Here is a 16,012-nt window from a genome sequence, read left to right as displayed (position 1 = left end):
GCGTGTTACATTTGTATTACAAAACTCTAATACCTTCTATAAGGCTATATATCTACTTTTTAGATATGTACCTATTTTGGGGATATTTAAGCGATCGCTGAAACATTAAATCCAAAATTTTGTGTAATACGATGCTCCAATCTAAAACTAAAGATAATTATTCGTATATTTTTTTACTTTATTCTTATGACTGCTAACTCTACTAACCGCGTTGAACAGGTGGCGCGAGAAGATTTAGTTATGTTTATCAATGCTTGTCTTGCCTGCACCGGACAGCGTGAGTTTTACGATGATGCTTATGGTCAGCGAGTATCAATAGACTTTTTACATGATTATATTCTCGGTAATTACCGCTTGCTTTATGCACGTTCCTTGGCAGCAGGGATTAACCATTTCAACCAAGCGCAAATTATCCTGAAGCTGTTGGCAACGGGAAAGGATACATTGCCAGAACATAAGGCAGAGGAAGGAGCATTAATTGCCCATGCACTCAATGCTTTGCCACCACAACGCGCTTGGGGTGTATTGCAGCAGTTGCGTCACCGCCGAATTAACAACCGTCGTAGTCGGGCGATCGCGCGTGATTATCTGAGTATGCGGCGTGATGTGAGTTTTGATGCTGTGAAGTATCGCCCAAAGGTAAGAGCAATCGCATCTCATGCGCACCTGAAACTTCAAGGTGAATTGGGTACTTTTCTCTTCCGCAATTGGAAACAAAAGGTTTACACAACTGAGTTATTTGAGAAGTTTCGCCAAGCACACTACAGTGCAGAAGCGATTTATAATTTGCCTTTTACTGTGGCAGAGGGATTGGCAACTAAGCACAATATTAAGCGCGATGTGTTTTTAACCCGAATTCAACAGCAGATGACTGTGGGTGAAAAGTTGCGTTTGCAAGGTGCAGCGGAACGTACTGAGAAAGTGGAAATTGATCTAGATTTAGGACGCTTGCCTCTTACTAAGTTGGCATTGTATATCCTGTCGTTGCCTTTGGAAACGAGAAAACAACAAAGGGATGTTTTTCACCAAGCTTTAGAGAGATCGGCGCGTTTTGTGCTAAAAAAAGCGCCTTTAAAACTCGGTAAAGTTGCAGCAGTTTTAGATTGTAGCTATTCCAGTTCGGGATCGAGTGAAAAGCGCCGCCGTCCTTTGGGCGTAGCCCTGGCTACTCACTATTTATTACAAGCAGCATCAAAAGAATATCGTCCTTTTTGGACAATACCCGTAGAAGACGCTTTGCAGGTACGTCCCTACGGACAAACTGACTTAGCAACACCACTATTAGCAGCTTTAGGTTCTGGCGCAGATTTGGTTGTGATTGTCTCTGATGGCTGCGAAAACTATCCACCCAAAGGTGCAGCAGAAGTTTTGCGGGTCTTTCGTACTAAGTTAGATCCCTGGCGACGGACTTCCATCATCCATTGCAATCCGGTATTTAACTCGGAAGATTTTTCTTTGCGTAACCTCAGCCCATCCATCCCCACAGTGGGATTGAGAAATGCAGAAGATTTACCGACCATGCTAGGCTTTGCTCGTTTTGCTGATGGTTCTGCACCTTTATCAGAATTAGAAGCATATTTAGCTGAACGAGTGCAACAAATGTTGATGGAAACATGAAAGGTAAGCCTTTGAGGTCGGAAGTTGAGCCTTTGAGGCTGAAAGTTGCACCTTTGATGTCGAGAGTTGCGCTTTTGAGCAGAACAACTACATCTTTTTTGTCTCACGCAAAGACACAAAGGCGCAAAGAAGAGGGTAAAAGTGGTTCTTTTGTCTCTAGTAGCGTGTGTTGTCGCGTAGCGCAACGCACCGTCAACAATCCAGAGTGCGTTAGCTTACGGCGTAACACTACAAACTTTACTAGCTACTCGATATAAATTCTGATTCTTAAATATGGCAACCAAACACAAATTATTAACAGATATATCCTTAAAAGGTTTAGAAATTGCACCTTCCCAAATCCGGGGCGCAGTCCGCATTGTACCGCTACTGCGGCGTGAGGTGCGGGGAGATTTACGTTTAGTGCGACGTGGTTACAACGAAGACATAACTATTGTTTCCTTAGAAGGGAAAACCGCGGAAGCAGGGATGAAATATTACTCCTATGTGCCCCACGGTTTAGTAATTTCCTGGAGTGAGGATGGTAACCCCATAGCCACATTTGGCGGACAGATGCTAAAGCCTGACGGTAAGCGTTTGGATTGTGGTTGTGCAAGCGTGCGGTTGATGCATCGTATGGCCAAGCGCGAATCCAAGAATCAATTGAGATTTCTTCCTCTACACTTGGCAATGGAAGGTTTTCTTTCACTGTTTTTCTCAGGCCCGGATATTGCTTGGAGTGAGTATTCTAAGTATGCTCTTTCCCACGGACTGGGTTCGCGCTCCGAAATGTCTTTCAGTGGACATTATATTGCGGGATTGGAAGACGCTTTGCGTGTATTTGAGATTCATCCCAGACAGGTTGGGGTGTTGGTATTTGTTGCCGAGACTTTAGCATCAGCATTTGTGGTTCCCACCCCAGAAGACTATCGGGCTTTGCACACCAGTTTACTAGAGGACTTCTACGGCGAGTTGATTTATGAGTACAGTCTGATGTTCGACACGCCTTTTCCAATGGATTTATCTGTCAATGAGTCTAAAATTAATAGTTTGGCAGATTTGAGAAGTGCGATCGCTAAAATGCGATTCGATTGGGCATCTTTTCAGGGATTCATGGCAGAAGGACTGTTACAGCGCCAGCTGCGTTCTCAGATAGTTTACACTGCTGGCCCATTTGTCCTGCAAAGATTTATCACTAACCTGCTTCCCAAAGAAGAAAACCATATTGGAGAAGCGATCGTTCGGGAGAATGGAGAACTGGAGTATCTGAAAACTTATCGCCTATCTGCCGCCCAAACTCGTCGAGTTTATTTACTCAGTCAGCTAGATTTGTATAACTGGAACCTGGATGCTACAGCTAAGGCGCTTGGTAACACCCGTGAAGAGTTTGTGCTGCGGTTGGAGACATCTGGCTTTGGCTATTTAATGAATCAACAAGTACGAGATGCTGCTAGGAAAAAAGCTAAAAAATGAGTTATTGGGCATTGCTTATTTGCTCTTGTGCTTTTTCATGCATACTGCTGGAGTTGAACTAACTCACTAACTGCCTTAGCTAACTCATCTAAGTTAATCGGCTTTTGGAGATACTTTTGATAACCTGCTAAATATGCATTTTTCCGATCCTCATCCATAACATAAGCACTGAGTGCGATCGCTGGGGTTTTTCTACCTCGCTCTAAGTCAAGTTTTTTGACTTTCCGCAGCAGAGAATAGCCATCTTCATCTGGGAGGCAAATGTCGCTAATTAAAACATCTGCTTGGAAGCATAAGATTATTTCTAGAGCTTCGCTCGCTGAAGTGGCTGCTATAACCTCTGCCCCCTCCAATTCAAACAGGATGGTGAGTAGCTTTCTTGTATCAAGGTCATCATCAACCACAAGTAAGCGTAAACCCTTAAACGAAATAGGTTTCTTAAACATGATTTCGACCGTAATGAAAGTTCAAAAATTGGAGTAGCAATTATATCCAAATGCACTGCTCATCTGAAAAGCATTTTAATCTACACTCATATTAAAGTTAAACGCACTCAGAAGTAGATGTCTGTCCTATTTCGCACATACAAATATAAAAATATTTATCTATGCTTGCACACAGGCAAATCGCCCAATAACCGAGTAAATTCGGCTTTCACTATCCGGTAACACTCGCAGGATGTGGCTTCCAAAGCCTCTCTATCTAATATAGTAATGTAACCGCGGTGGTAGCTGATTATTCCTGATTGGCTAAGGATACCAGCCGCGACAGTAACACCAGAACGCCGTACACCTAGCATTTCAGCAATAAATTCTTGAGTAAGAGGAAACTCTTGCGATCCCAGACGGTCAGAAACTTTCAGCAGCCAGCGGCTCAACCGCTTCTCCAACCTATGAAGACGATTGCAGGCTGTTCCCTGCGCCATTTCGGTAATTACAGCTTGTACGTAGCGCAGCAGCAGTCTTTGCAGAGATCCACCCCGATCAAATTCGGTTTTGAGTACATCTGCATTTAACCGCACACTATAGCCTGGGATCTGCACAATAGCTTTGATGGATGAAATATTGTCTCCCAAAATTATAGGAATGCCAGCCATACCTTCATGTCCCACTAAAGCCACTTCCACTGTAGAACCATCATCCATCATGGCAAGTTCAGAAATTATGGAACCTTGGGGAAAATAAGCGTATGCGATCGGTTCTGCTATGTCGTAAATAACTTGTTGATTTGAGAGCCGTACTATCTGCAAATGAGGCGCAAGACGTTCATATTCCGTACATGGCAAAGCTGCAAGCAGCTTGTTTTTTGGGTGTGTTAAGGTATTATCTACTGACATTAATATTCTCCTTAATTTAATTGCCTGTAGAAAAATTCACTCAAGGCATAAAAAGAAGAATTACGAATCTTTTCTTAATGTCAAAAAATGTATTTTCCAGAGCCAAATTATTTACTTCACTGGAATCAATCACACAAGGCACAATCTACAGTGCCTCTATCTATAGCAGGAGCCAGGAGGCAGAAGGCAGAAGGTAAAACTAGTGCTAGTCCTAGCATTCACGCTTTCAAAATGTCCTAACTTATGTGACTACGGCTATACTTAGCCATAGCTTTATCTTCTATTGTAGCTTACTTATAATTTTTTTAACATAACAAATGTGATGAAAAATCAAAATAATTGTGAGAAAAATTCTATTAATGATTTATTGATTCTATTTAATAAAGTTGATTTAAATATGAAAAAAAATTGTTGATAAAATCACAATTTATTGTAACAATACGAGTTAAAAAACTAGATTTGTATCACTAGTTTTGGATCAAAGTTATGTAAAGCACATCTAAGTAGGTCGGCGTGAATATTTATTGTTGGGATGAGGCATGAGGCAGGAGGCAGAAGGCAGGAGGGAAGAGGGTTTAAGTCTATTTTATTTTTCAAAACATAGTTTTGTTTTTCCACACCGTTCTACTTATTTTGAGAACCATAGTTTTAAAAGTGGTGGGAGCAAGATGCTCCCTGCTCTTCGTAGTGGGCTTTGCGTCCCGTACTACTCCAGGCTTCAAAATGGACGAGGTTTATTTGATTTTTTTGAAGCTAGGTACACCTTTATAACTTCTTCTGCGTTCCCTGCCTCTACGAGTGGTTTAGGAATCAAATTGGATTGCTATAAATACTAAAAAGACGCGATCGCTCGCGTCTAGTTATCATGGATGAAAATGATATCAGTAATGAATCCCAGCTTGTTTAAACCTGTGCAAAACTTCGCTCAAGCGATCGCAATCTGCAATTAAACTGATCCTGACATATCCTTCGCCTGCAACGCCAAAGGCATTACCAGGGGTAACTACAACACCAGTTTGCTGCAAGACATCAAGGGCAAAATCTGTGGAACCAACACCCACAGGACATTTTACCCAGAGATACATTGTCGCCTTGGTTTTGGGAATATCCCAACCCAACTCTCCTAACCCTTGGATGAGGAAATCGCGGCGGGTGCGGTAGCGTTGTTGGACTTCATGCAAATAGACATCTGGTAGTTGCAATGCGGTTTCGGCTGCGGTTTGCAAGGCAGCAAAAATACCATAGTCCAAGTTGGTTTTCAAAGTGCGTAAACCTTGAATCACATGGCGGTTCCCCACCACAAACCCCACACGCCAACCCGCCATATTGTAGGTTTTCGATAAGGTGTGAAACTCTACACCAATTTCTTTTGCGCCGGGAATTTCTAACAAGCTAGTCGGTTGATAACCGTCAAAAGCTAACTCGGCATAACATAAGTCATGCACCAAGAGAATTTCATATTTGCGGGCAAAAGCAACGATTTCTTCAAAAAATTCACGGGGTGCAGTAGCAGCTGTCGGATTGCTGGGATAGTTGAAATAGAGGATTTTCGCTTTTTCGGCAACTTCATCGGGAATCGCTGCTAAATCAATTAACCAGTCGTTCTCTGGTTTGAGAATCAAGCTGTAAACTTGCCCTCCAGCGATTACCGGGCCGCGAAAATGGGCGGGGTAGGCGGGAGAAGGTACAAGAACTATATCACCAGGGTTAATGTAAGCGATCGCTAGATGAGCTAATCCTTCTTTAGAACCCAGTAGCGGCAAGGCTTCGCTATCGGGATCGAGAGTCACACTATAGCGGCGATTGTACCAATTGGTAATCGCACGGCGGAAACTAGCAGTCCCCTCAAAAGGTGGATAACCATGATTGGCGGGATTTTGCAAAGCTTGCATTGCCGCTTCTACCACCGGTTGTGGTGTCGGGCCATCAGGGTTTCCCATCCCCAAATCAATTAAATCTAACCCTTGCTCCCGTGCCTTTGCCTTCAATTCATCAAGACGGGCAAATACATAAGGTGGTAGCTTCTGTATGCGTTCTGCTGGGACAATCCAATCCAAACTCATTCCTCAACCTCGTCACTTATTCCCCTGACTGAGACACGATTTACCGTGTCTCGACTATCTACTGGTGCAGTGGTAGAAACCATCGCCGCCATTAATTGTTCCAGCGCCACTTTAAACGGTAGTCGATGGATATCTGAATTTGGAACTAGCGCTATTTCAGCTGCTGTTTGCAGTTGGGCTAAGGTAATTGTGCCCAATCCCAAATCACTTAATTTTTGTGGCAATCCAATCTCTGCATAGAACTTCAACAATTGTTGCCGTGCCGCTGCTGCTAGTTGATTGCCTTGTACCATTTCTTCTAAACGCAGTTGCACCAAAATTCCATAGGCAACTTTTTCACCATGAATACTGCTATGTCCGGCAATATGAGTTAAACCATTATGCACAGCATGGGCAGCAACGGTACGACACTGCGCGCCTCCTAGTCCACCAATTACCCCAGCCATTAAAACTGTGGCATCTACAACTTCTCGCCAAATCTCACTACCTGGTTCGTTTAAGGCGGCGGTTGACTTTTGCAGTAAAATATCCCGCAAAACTCGTGCTTGTTGAACTGCGGCAATGGTTAAAGTTTGTTGTGAGTGTCCGCTACTTACAGAAGCTTCGTACCATTTAGCGATCGCATCCCCAATTCCAGCTACTAAAGTATGCTGTGGTGCAGTTTGAATCAAGTCGTAATCAAGTATCAGTAAATCGGGACAGCGAGCTAATGCCACATCATAAAGAAATGCCCCTGCTTCAGAATACACATTCGAGAGGGCAGACCAAGCCGCACAGGTAGCTGCTGAGGTGGGAATTGTCACCACTGGCAATTGCAATTGATGCGCTAATAACTTAGCTGTATCTAGAGCTTTGCCACCACCAAAACCGATAATCACATCCGCTTTATGTGCTTTTGCTGCCTTAGCTAAAGATTTGAGGCTGGCTTCACAGCAATCTGCACCATAGTCAGCTTGGGCTAATTGTAACTGTCGTTGTTCTAAAATTGGTTGCAAACTCTTTTGGATAATGGCAAGAGTGCGATCGCCCGCCACAGTTAAGGGACGACTTCCCAAACTGGCGATTTCTGCTGATGCCGATTGTAAGATGCTAGAACCACGAATTACTTTTGCAGGCGCGATCGCTAGCGTCAATAATGAACTAGATGTTTGAGTAGACAAGGTTTGAGTAGAAAATTGATTGGGCATATTACTAGTTTGCCAAAACCTTGATATTCCTTAATCAAATTAAAAATACAAATAACGATTATGCCGAATAGCTATAAGTTATGCTGTTTGCCATCATTAGCAATTCCTATGACTCAACATTTGGGTTTGGGGCTGAGGAAGAACCAATAATTTTTCCTGACACCATTACCAATTACCCATAGGCTGATTAATTTTTTCTCATTAGTGGAATTGCTAAATTAATATCTTAATCTAAAAAAATAATAATTGTATACTGAAATACAAAAAAAAATATGTTTTCCTGATAACAGGCAAACTAGATTCTGCTTGCAGGATTATACTGAATAAATGAGGCAGTCTCAGTTGCGAAAAACCTTGCCGCATATAACAAATATCAATTTCAGAATCTAGGGATATAAATTCGATAACTGATGCAAACAACACAATATCTGCGAATTGAGGAATAAGCAGCCAGCAATGTTACGTGGGGCGTTTATCTGCTTTTATCCAAGAGTGATCGCCTGTGGAGGTTCTCGCTTGAAAATGTGGCATAGCACATGCGGTAGTGATTTACATAGGTGCTGGTGAACCTAGTAGTGTAGGGTGGGCATTGCCCACCAAAACGAGGATATGATGCACAATGCCAATCCTACGTGTTTTTCTACATAATATTTCAAAAACCAAAAACGAATCCTATAGCAGTTCTGAAGCTAATCAAAGTGCTACTCACGTTTTTTCGTTAATCGACATCATTATCAGCAATCTTGATAATTTGAGAAGTTTGATTTGCCGATTTTAAAGACAATTGCTCATAAATTTGTCTGGGAGGAGTTCTTAAATTCCAAACGATTCCTAGCCATGAAAGTAGCTTCAGAATGTAATGAGTAACATCTATTTCCCACCAGTAGAATCCTTGCCGTTCTGAAGCCGGATAATAATGATGATTATTATGCCAACCTTCACCTAGAGTAATTAGAGCTAAAAACCAATTGTTGCGACTAGTATCTGTTGTGTTAAAGCGACGATACCCAAAGATATGGGCAAGAGAATTAATTGTGAAAGTCGAATGATAAAGCAGTAAAGTACTTAAGAAAAATCCCCAGACAAGCATTTGTAAGCCAGTCGTTTTTAGCTGAGGAATATAGTGCTGAAAGAGTATGCCAATTCCAGTCAAAATGATTGCTAAAACAATAGGGACAGTCATGTGAAAACGATTTAACCACTGCAACTCTGGATATTGTGCAAAATCGCGGACATTCCTTTCATCTGTTTTGGAATATTGAGGACACATCACCCAGCCAATATGCGACCACCATAAACCATGAACAATAGGCGAGTGAATATCCTGTTTTGTATCTGCGTAGCGGTGATGATGACGATGATGTGCTGCCCACCATAGTGGACCTAACTGAGCTGAAGCATTGCCTAGAACAGCAAGAACAAACTGAAACCAACGCGTTGTTTTATAAGTGCGATGTGAAAAATAACGGTGATATCCTGCTGTCACTCCAAACATCCGGATGAACCAGAGAGCAAAGCATGTAATTAGCGCCGCCCAACTAAAGCCTACCCAAAAAATTAGCAGGCTACCAATATGAATAGATATAAAAGGAATATTACCTAATATATCTATTTTATATTCTTGTCTAGATAACATAGAGAACCCTCAAAAGACATAACTGACCATAGAATTTAGCCATCAGGTGCAGATAACCATGCAACGATAGATGGGGTACTTCTAAAGCATGAAAGAGCGGTGCTTGAAATTAACTTTTGGCAACCGTTGGAGATGTATAATATAAGTTCATCATATTTGAATTTGTTACACAAATATATAAAATTAATATTACATTCAGACATTTGTCATTCACAGTCATTTACTTATACGTATAAACCCAAAACCCAACATTCATAAGGTGTTTACAGCATAGATTGCACAAAATCACCCCTGATTTTCAGTGTGAATAACTTTTGGAATGGTTTGATTTCGATAGAATTAGAGTACATCCTTTGGCTTGCGTATAACTTCACCCAAGCGGAAGATTCACAGCATAAGAAAAGCTAGAAAATCCATAGTGTTCATAAATGTTGAAGTTCTAAGTTTTAAATATGAGTTATTTAATTTTATGATCAGGCGATCGCTCCAAGCATCACTCACTGGGATTCAACAGGCTAAAATTTTACAGTAATTTATAGGTAATAAAGCTTTTAATTTTCAGTATGATTTCACTTTAGCGTGAGGCATAACAAATTGTTGTCGTTATGCCTCACGTTCTTTTACCGACATTTCTAAGCGGTGGGCTTTGGCAACTGAGCAAATTTTTCTGGGTAAATTTCTACAGTGATCTCAGAGTCTTCACGACTAGCTAGTGATCGCTTGATCTGTCCCAAGTATAGTGGTATCGAAACCCCTGGTTCTGGGTGGAGCAAAGTCCGCGCACGAATTGTCAGATAGTTGTCATTTCGTGAACCTAAGCGTCCATAAGAATACAGATTACTAGCTGCTTGACGTAAAGTAGCTTCTAATGCTGAAGGCGTAGTCTGGGGTGAGATAGCAATTACTGCTTGTGTTGAACCATTATCATAAACTAGACTGAACCGCCCTGCGCCCGGAATCACAGTGCGACTCAAGGGTACTAACGACAGTGCAAATAAACCACTCGTCAGCACCAGCATAAAGCCAGTTGTACCCACCAGTCGAAAGCGAATGCCCCATTTAAGAATAAAAGCCAGAACCGTCAAGACAGTAAATACCAAAGTGGCAATACCTGACCATTGGGTGTATTGAAGGAAGTCAGCTGTTGTGAGCATAAGGTTGGCTACTGAGGCGTCATTTTTCGATTACGGACAAAACCATTCTACCTAGTACTTACACCGTAGGAATTACTGCGGCGATCGCTTTGATGCAGATGAAAGCTCGATTCGTTTGTGCAATCCTCTTGGTCAACGTAAGTTCGATCTATTGAATGGAACTCTTTCCAACCTTCTCGCCGCAATCGGAACCCCGGTGTAAACACAGATAATTTATCGGTGTGTATTTCTTGTTTATCTGTAATTCCATTATTTATAAAAAATTTTAAGCTGATAATTTCCACAGCTTATATTATTAAGAATTCCGACAATCAATAGAGCATCATTCTTATAAATTGAATAATTCTGCTATTTTTTTAGCAATATTCTTGATGAGTTAATCACAAAAAAATATATAAAAAAAGGCATCTACAAGAGATGCCTATCATGCAGGAAAACCCCCAAAAGGGTTATCCGTACACCTTCCCAACAATCAGCAACAGTGACTAACTTGAATTAGCCACACTCACAGACGTGAATAACAGTAATTTTATTAACTGCAAATGAGAAATGACTCCAGTGCATACACTGAAAATATGATGTGGTTTATACATCCATATCATCAAGCTGATGCGCTTATAGATTATAATTTATGCTGTTAAGTCTCTCAGGCTAACCTCATGAGTTAGTGTGCAAAATCAATACCTTATACTCAAAATAGTCTCGAGGGCTAGTTTTCTTTAGCGTTCAATCTATGGTCTTGGTCGTAGCGATAGACTACTCCACAAACAGCAGATAAAACTAACCATGAAAGCGTATTTAATCGAAAATCGTAGAGAGTGACATCAACAGTATTGAATAACAACCACCCAAATACAACTACGAGATAACTGAAAAATATTAATCTATCTTCTTGATGTATAAATTTTGAGTTTCGTAGTAGTTTAATAGATGCAATTAAGATCCAAGCGATTAAAGCACAAAATAAAACAGTACTTGGCAGACCAGTTTCAGCAGATAGCATCAAAAATAAGTTGTGGGGATGACCCAAGGAAATCTGCATTTTAGCTTGGTATAATGCAGTGAAATTGCGTAAACCCCAACCAGTCCAAGGATGTTGCTGAGTTAAAGACCAGGCAAATTCCCATTGGGTTTTACGCATTAAAGCAACTGGTCTGTCGGGATACATATCGTCATTTAGTCGCGCCCAAAAGAAAGCTGGAACGAAGTGACGAAAAAACTGGGCGATGGATAAGGGAGCGAAAGCTGCCAACAAGATGCAAGTAACGACACTAGCAACGCCACCTACAAGAATGCGCCAACCTTGGTAAAGTGCATAAGCTAAACAGACAAAAATTGCGATCGCCCAGCCATTGCGCGAGTTGGTAAAAATTAAGGCAATAAAATTGAGAATTCCCGTTACAGTTAAAAAGATGAAGGGAACTGATGAATATTGAGTGTTCCTTTTAATCAACTGCCATTGTTCTAGCCCCAACCCTAAGCCTAAAGTAAAAGTTATTACTAAATAAGCAGCTAAGGTATTAGCGTGCATTAATATTGATGACATCCGACCTGGTGGTTCTCCTCCAGGCGCGATGATCCACTCTACTACAATCCACAAAAACGTTAAATTCAAACTCCAGCCCAAAAATAACTGTCCCAAGCCCAAAATTGTGATGGGAACGGAAGCAATTACTAAAATCCAAGCCAATTGTCTTAATTGGGCAGGTTTCTGAATCAGGGCACTCAGTCCGGCAAAAACGATAAAGTACGGTAATAAATTAAATAAACCGACAAAAGCTGGGGTTTTGTCATAGGCAAACCCAGCACTAATAATCAGCAATATACTCAGAACAGCAAATCCCCAATTGAGGGGGCGGCGGATAATTTTGCCCAATTGCCGCCCCCAAGTAATTAAGGATGCCAAAACTATTAATACAGCTCCGAAAAAAGGACTCAATGGGAAGAGAACAAGTCCCAATTGAGTCAAATTCCAAGGTAATTGCAAAGCAGGATTGGGATGGTAAACAGCTTGGTTCAAGCTAGCTCCCAACATTCACTACGTGTAAGACGAATTTGCGCTAAGGCAAAAATAGTAGGAATAATCCGACCGTAGTTAGTAGCGATCGCTCTCCACCCCAAATCTGCAAAAAACCAAGCCCACATGACTGGCCCAATAAAGGCAAAGACACTGCGAACTGCTCCATAACGAGCTGCATTTACAGTCATACCCCGTTGTGCCATTTGCAACGTTAAATAGCTTTGAAACTGCGTTGTCGCTGCTGCTGAGCCTTCAATTGCTGCTTGTTTGGCTACTTGATAGGTTGCAAAGTGTATAGCAAATTGGCGGGCAATTTGTTTCAGTACAAGTGGTTGGACAACAGAAGTGACAGCTATGGCACTACCACCTTTAAAAATTAATCCTAAGGGGTCACGTTGCAATAAAATTGGTAGCGGTTCTTTGGCTTCTGATTTAATTAGGTGACGCTGCACCTGTACAGTTAATTTTTGCTTTTCTTTTTCCGGCAACTTTTTCCACACATGTCCTAATAGATGCAAAAATACTTCTGCTTCTAAATCAACCGTTGCTAATTGACTAGAATAAGGTATTTTTAAATACTTACATACTTGAATTAGCGCTTGTCGATAAGTTACCTGGTTAGTGCGTCCTCGCAATACTGTCATCCCATCTGCTGCCAAAAAGCGAAAACGATCCTCTAGTGTATCTAACCAAGCCTTGCGGTCTTGACTCTGGACTTCGATCGGTTCAGGTGTGTGAACGTAGTCTAAGGGATTAAACTTACGACTAAACAGAATTGCCGTTAAGTCTTGCAATTCTTCTTCAGTTGCAAGCTCTAGAGCCGCCCTCAGTTCATCCAATTTCCCTTCCTCCCTTCCGTGCTGCTTTCTGTACCCTATTCTACTATTAGCTTTCAGCAGTCATTTAGTAACGTTTGTTGCAAGATTCGGACTTCATCAGCAAATTGTCCTGCTTTATTCAGTGCCAGGACATGTCACCCCACGTCTGCTCGTTTGAACTGTAGTGACAGGTAGTAATTATTAACTTAGTTGAGAATATCTAACCATTCTTGCAATATTCGTAACTTATCCGCATCGATTGCCAATAAAGAAATTAACACCAATTGCCTATCCGTCAAAGGCGATATCTCCTAACAAAGTGATTTTTATTTAAGCATAAATACTCAATCGATCCCTAGCTTTGTTTCATCCTGAAGGTTCGCCCTGCACATGGACTGCTAACGACAAGCCACTTCATGTCTACGCACATCTTCTATTTCTTTGATCGGTTGTTTCAATCTATACCATTTAAGGGCGCACAGCTAGCTGTGCGCCCCTACCTCATGTATTTGTCGCATTCTTGTTCAAACTGATATTGCGTATATTACGCGGAAACAAAGGCACAGTTGCATTTTGTTCCATATCAAGATTTCTCAACATATAGTCTTACAAACAAGCATATTGAGTAATTTAACAATTAATTTTTTCTGAATTTTCCCAGGATTATTACTTATAATAAAAGTCTAAAATTTATCATTACTTGTATTCATTTAATTGGTGCTTATTGGTAGCTTCTCTATCTTTAGCTCAATTACTGTAAGCAGCACATGGGAATTTTACTGATTATCTCTGATTGAACATTTGACGGGCACAGTTCCCTGTGATTGGAAGTAGGGCTATTGGTTGACCAACAGCTTGACCGAAACTGGCTTTACTTACAAATTGTCTTGATTGTTAATTTGTCGGGGAGTGACAAAAGGATTAAAACATGACTACCGTCGGCTCTAAGCCAACATTGAATAGGCCTCTCAAATTTCGCTTTAAGCTGAAACCTCTGACATTCGGCTTTGTTTTAGCAGCAGTACTAGGCCAGTATCAGGAAGCACTCGCCCAAACTCCAAATCCTCAAACCTTACCGCCTGGACGGATAGAAGAGGTTCCTGCTACTCCCTTACCTGCGGATGTATTACCGAAGCCACCAGAAAACAATCAATTGCTTCCGCCACCAACACTACCAGAACCATCAATTCCAGGACAGGATGACTCTAATGCCAAATTTCGAGTCGATCGCATTGAAGTTGTTGGCAGTACAGTCTTCAAACCACAACAGTTTGCTGCAATTACCAATCCCTTCGTTGGCAGAGAACTGACATTTGCAGAATTACTGCAAATCAAAGATGCGATCGCCAAGCTTTACATTGATAACGGTTATGTCACTACAGGGGCATTGATTACACCGCAGACAGTAGAAGCCGGAACAATCAAAATTCAGGTAATCGAGGGTAGTCTGCAAGAAATCAAAATCACTGGTAACAGACGATTGCGCAGTCAATACATTCGCGATCGCATTCTACTTGGTGCGGGAAAACCTTTAAATATCCCGCGCTTAATGGAAAAGTTACAACTACTGCGCCTCGATCCGCGGATTCAAAATCTATCAGCTGAATTGCAGATGGGTGTAAGTCCGGGAACCAATATATTGCAAGTCGAGGTTCAAGAAGCCGACACATTTTCACTCACAGCTACCCTCGATAATGGGCGATCGCCCAGTGTTGGCAGTTTCCGTCGGGGAATAGATCTCCAACAAGCCAATTTACTTGGTTTAGGTGACACCCTGAGCGTCGGATACGCCAATACCGATGGCAGTAATACAATCAATCTCAATTACGCACTACCAATTAATCCTCACAACGGCACTCTCTGGTTTGGTTTTAACCAGGGTTGGAACAACGTGATTGAAGAACCATTCAGCGTCTTGGATATTCAATCAAATACCACATCTTACGAATTTGGCTATCGCCAACCATTGCTGCAAAAACCTACTCAGGATTTAGCTGTCGGATTATCGTTCTCGCGCCAAGAAAGCCAAACAGAGTTGGGCATTGATAACATTGGCCCGTTTCGACTTTCGCCTGGTGCAGATGCCCAAGGAAGAACCAATATTTCTGCCCTCCGCTTCTTTCAGGAGTATACCCAGCGCAGCAATCAGCACGTGTTTGCTGTGCGATCGCAATTTAGCTTGGGTGTAGATTGGTTCGATGCCAATGTGAGTGATGATGGCCCGGATAGCCGCTTTTTCGCCTGGCGGGGACAGGCGCAGTGGGTGCGACAGTTAGCACCAGATACTTTGTTTTTAGCTAGAGGCGATTTACAACTAGCAGCAGATTCTCTAGTTCCTTTAGAACAATTCGGTCTGGGCGGACAAGTAAGTGTACGAGGCTATCGTCAAGACACATTACTCACAGACAATGGCATGTTGTTTTCGGCAGAGTTTCGCTTGCCAATTTTACGTGCGCCCAAGCTAGGAGGGGTGCTGCAACTGACACCCTTTATCGATGTTGGTAAAGGTTGGAATACCAAAGGCGACAATCCCTCACCAAGTACGTTAGTAGGTACGGGATTAGGGCTGCTATGGAAACAGGGCAATAACTTCTCAGCTCGTTTGGATTGGGGTATTCCGCTGACATCAGTAGAGGGTGAAAAGCGATCGCTTCAAGAAAATGGAGTGTATTTCTCAGTGCAGTATTCGCCGTTTTGAGGGAACTCTATTTATATAAGTATTGTTGGAA

13 protein-coding genes are annotated in these 16,012 nt (G+C 41.9%); 4 read left to right on the top strand and 9 right to left on the bottom strand.

Going from position 1 to position 16,012, the window contains the following annotated elements:
- Nucleotides 1-186: 186 nt before the first annotated feature.
- From BV375_RS10645 to BV375_RS10640, 3 genes are read left to right on the top strand one after another with little or no spacing between them, the layout of a single operon-like run.
- A complete protein-coding gene (locus BV375_RS10645; RefSeq protein ID WP_086760171.1) occupies nucleotides 187-1,617 on the top strand; it encodes a hypothetical protein in 1,431 nt (476 codons plus the stop codon).
- Nucleotides 1,614-1,874, top strand: coding sequence for a hypothetical protein (locus BV375_RS35920; RefSeq protein WP_143842056.1), 261 nt, complete (start codon nucleotides 1,614-1,616; stop codon nucleotides 1,872-1,874). The genes BV375_RS10645 and BV375_RS35920 overlap by 4 nt, the downstream gene beginning before the upstream one ends.
- Before the next feature lie 16 nt (nucleotides 1,875-1,890).
- The gene (locus BV375_RS10640; protein WP_086760169.1) at nucleotides 1,891-3,069 is read left to right on the top strand and encodes a hypothetical protein; all 1,179 of its coding nucleotides are present in this window, start codon (nucleotides 1,891-1,893) and stop codon (nucleotides 3,067-3,069) included.
- 35 nt (nucleotides 3,070-3,104) lie between these two features.
- Here the strand turns inward: BV375_RS10640 and BV375_RS10635 are convergent, their stop codons facing one another.
- The 9 genes from BV375_RS10635 to BV375_RS10600 all read right to left on the bottom strand — a co-directional run bounded on the left by BV375_RS10635 (nucleotide 3,105) and on the right by BV375_RS10600 (nucleotide 13,304).
- Nucleotides 3,105-3,515, bottom strand: coding sequence for a response regulator (locus tag BV375_RS10635; protein WP_086760167.1), 411 nt, complete (start codon nucleotides 3,513-3,515; stop codon nucleotides 3,105-3,107).
- Nucleotides 3,516-3,670: 155 nt separating this feature from the next.
- Complete coding sequence (locus BV375_RS10630) at nucleotides 3,671-4,405, bottom strand: Crp/Fnr family transcriptional regulator (protein ID WP_086760165.1); 735 nt, start codon at nucleotides 4,403-4,405, stop codon at nucleotides 3,671-3,673.
- Nucleotides 4,406-5,286: 881 nt separating this feature from the next.
- Nucleotides 5,287-6,468 (bottom strand): aspartate aminotransferase, encoded by a 1,182-nt coding sequence (locus BV375_RS10625; protein WP_086760163.1) that lies wholly within the window; start codon nucleotides 6,466-6,468, stop codon nucleotides 5,287-5,289.
- The gene (locus BV375_RS10620; RefSeq protein WP_086760161.1) at nucleotides 6,465-7,655 is read right to left on the bottom strand and encodes an iron-containing alcohol dehydrogenase family protein; all 1,191 of its coding nucleotides are present in this window, start codon (nucleotides 7,653-7,655) and stop codon (nucleotides 6,465-6,467) included. The genes BV375_RS10625 and BV375_RS10620 overlap by 4 nt, the downstream gene beginning before the upstream one ends.
- Before the next feature lie 718 nt (nucleotides 7,656-8,373).
- On the bottom strand, nucleotides 8,374-9,291 hold the full coding sequence (locus tag BV375_RS10615; RefSeq protein WP_134075926.1) for a fatty acid desaturase: 918 nt from the start codon (nucleotides 9,289-9,291) through the stop codon (nucleotides 8,374-8,376).
- Nucleotides 9,292-9,923: 632 nt separating this feature from the next.
- Nucleotides 9,924-10,445 (bottom strand): Ycf51 family protein, encoded by a 522-nt coding sequence (locus tag BV375_RS10610; protein WP_086760159.1) that lies wholly within the window; start codon nucleotides 10,443-10,445, stop codon nucleotides 9,924-9,926.
- Nucleotides 10,446-10,492: 47 nt separating this feature from the next.
- Nucleotides 10,493-10,729, bottom strand: a complete 237-nt coding sequence (locus BV375_RS35915) for a hypothetical protein (RefSeq protein ID WP_143842054.1) — start codon at nucleotides 10,727-10,729, stop codon at nucleotides 10,493-10,495.
- 425 nt (nucleotides 10,730-11,154) lie between these two features.
- Nucleotides 11,155-12,480, bottom strand: a complete 1,326-nt coding sequence (locus BV375_RS10605; protein ID WP_086760157.1) for an O-antigen ligase family protein — start codon at nucleotides 12,478-12,480, stop codon at nucleotides 11,155-11,157.
- Nucleotides 12,462-13,304, bottom strand: coding sequence for a YaaW family protein (locus tag BV375_RS10600; RefSeq protein ID WP_086760155.1), 843 nt, complete (start codon nucleotides 13,302-13,304; stop codon nucleotides 12,462-12,464). The genes BV375_RS10605 and BV375_RS10600 overlap by 19 nt, the downstream gene beginning before the upstream one ends.
- Nucleotides 13,305-14,211: 907 nt before the next feature.
- Here BV375_RS10600 and BV375_RS10595 point away from each other — a divergent pair.
- On the top strand, nucleotides 14,212-15,981 hold the full coding sequence (locus BV375_RS10595; protein WP_086760153.1) for a ShlB/FhaC/HecB family hemolysin secretion/activation protein: 1,770 nt from the start codon (nucleotides 14,212-14,214) through the stop codon (nucleotides 15,979-15,981).
- Nucleotides 15,982-16,012: the final 31 nt, after the last annotated feature.

Source organism: Nostoc sp. 106C (assembly GCF_002154725.1).
Classification (GTDB): domain Bacteria; phylum Cyanobacteriota; class Cyanobacteriia; order Cyanobacteriales; family Nostocaceae; genus Aulosira.
Note: the sequence above shows the minus strand (reverse complement) of the source record. Positions and strands in the feature narration are given on the sequence as shown.

Bases quoted from the DNA above. Each gene is read 5' to 3' on its own strand.
- BV375_RS10645 (WP_086760171.1), top strand. From the start codon at position 187: ATGACTGCTAACTCTACTAACCGCGTTGAACAGGTGGCGCGAGAAGAT.
- BV375_RS35920 (WP_143842056.1), top strand. From the start codon at position 1,614: ATGAAAGGTAAGCCTTTGAGGTCGGAAGTTGAGCCTTTGAGGCTGAAA.
- BV375_RS10640 (WP_086760169.1), top strand. From the start codon at position 1,891: ATGGCAACCAAACACAAATTATTAACAGATATATCCTTAAAAGGTTTA.
- BV375_RS10635 (WP_086760167.1), bottom strand. From the start codon at position 3,515: ATGTTTAAGAAACCTATTTCGTTTAAGGGTTTACGCTTACTTGTGGTT.
- BV375_RS10630 (WP_086760165.1), bottom strand. From the start codon at position 4,405: ATGTCAGTAGATAATACCTTAACACACCCAAAAAACAAGCTGCTTGCA.
- BV375_RS10625 (WP_086760163.1), bottom strand. From the start codon at position 6,468: ATGAGTTTGGATTGGATTGTCCCAGCAGAACGCATACAGAAGCTACCA.
- BV375_RS10620 (WP_086760161.1), bottom strand. From the start codon at position 7,655: ATGCCCAATCAATTTTCTACTCAAACCTTGTCTACTCAAACATCTAGT.
- BV375_RS10615 (WP_134075926.1), bottom strand. From the start codon at position 9,291: ATGTTATCTAGACAAGAATATAAAATAGATATATTAGGTAATATTCCT.
- BV375_RS10610 (WP_086760159.1), bottom strand. From the start codon at position 10,445: ATGCTCACAACAGCTGACTTCCTTCAATACACCCAATGGTCAGGTATT.
- BV375_RS10605 (WP_086760157.1), bottom strand. From the start codon at position 12,480: ATGTTGGGAGCTAGCTTGAACCAAGCTGTTTACCATCCCAATCCTGCT.
- BV375_RS10595 (WP_086760153.1), top strand. From the start codon at position 14,212: ATGACTACCGTCGGCTCTAAGCCAACATTGAATAGGCCTCTCAAATTT.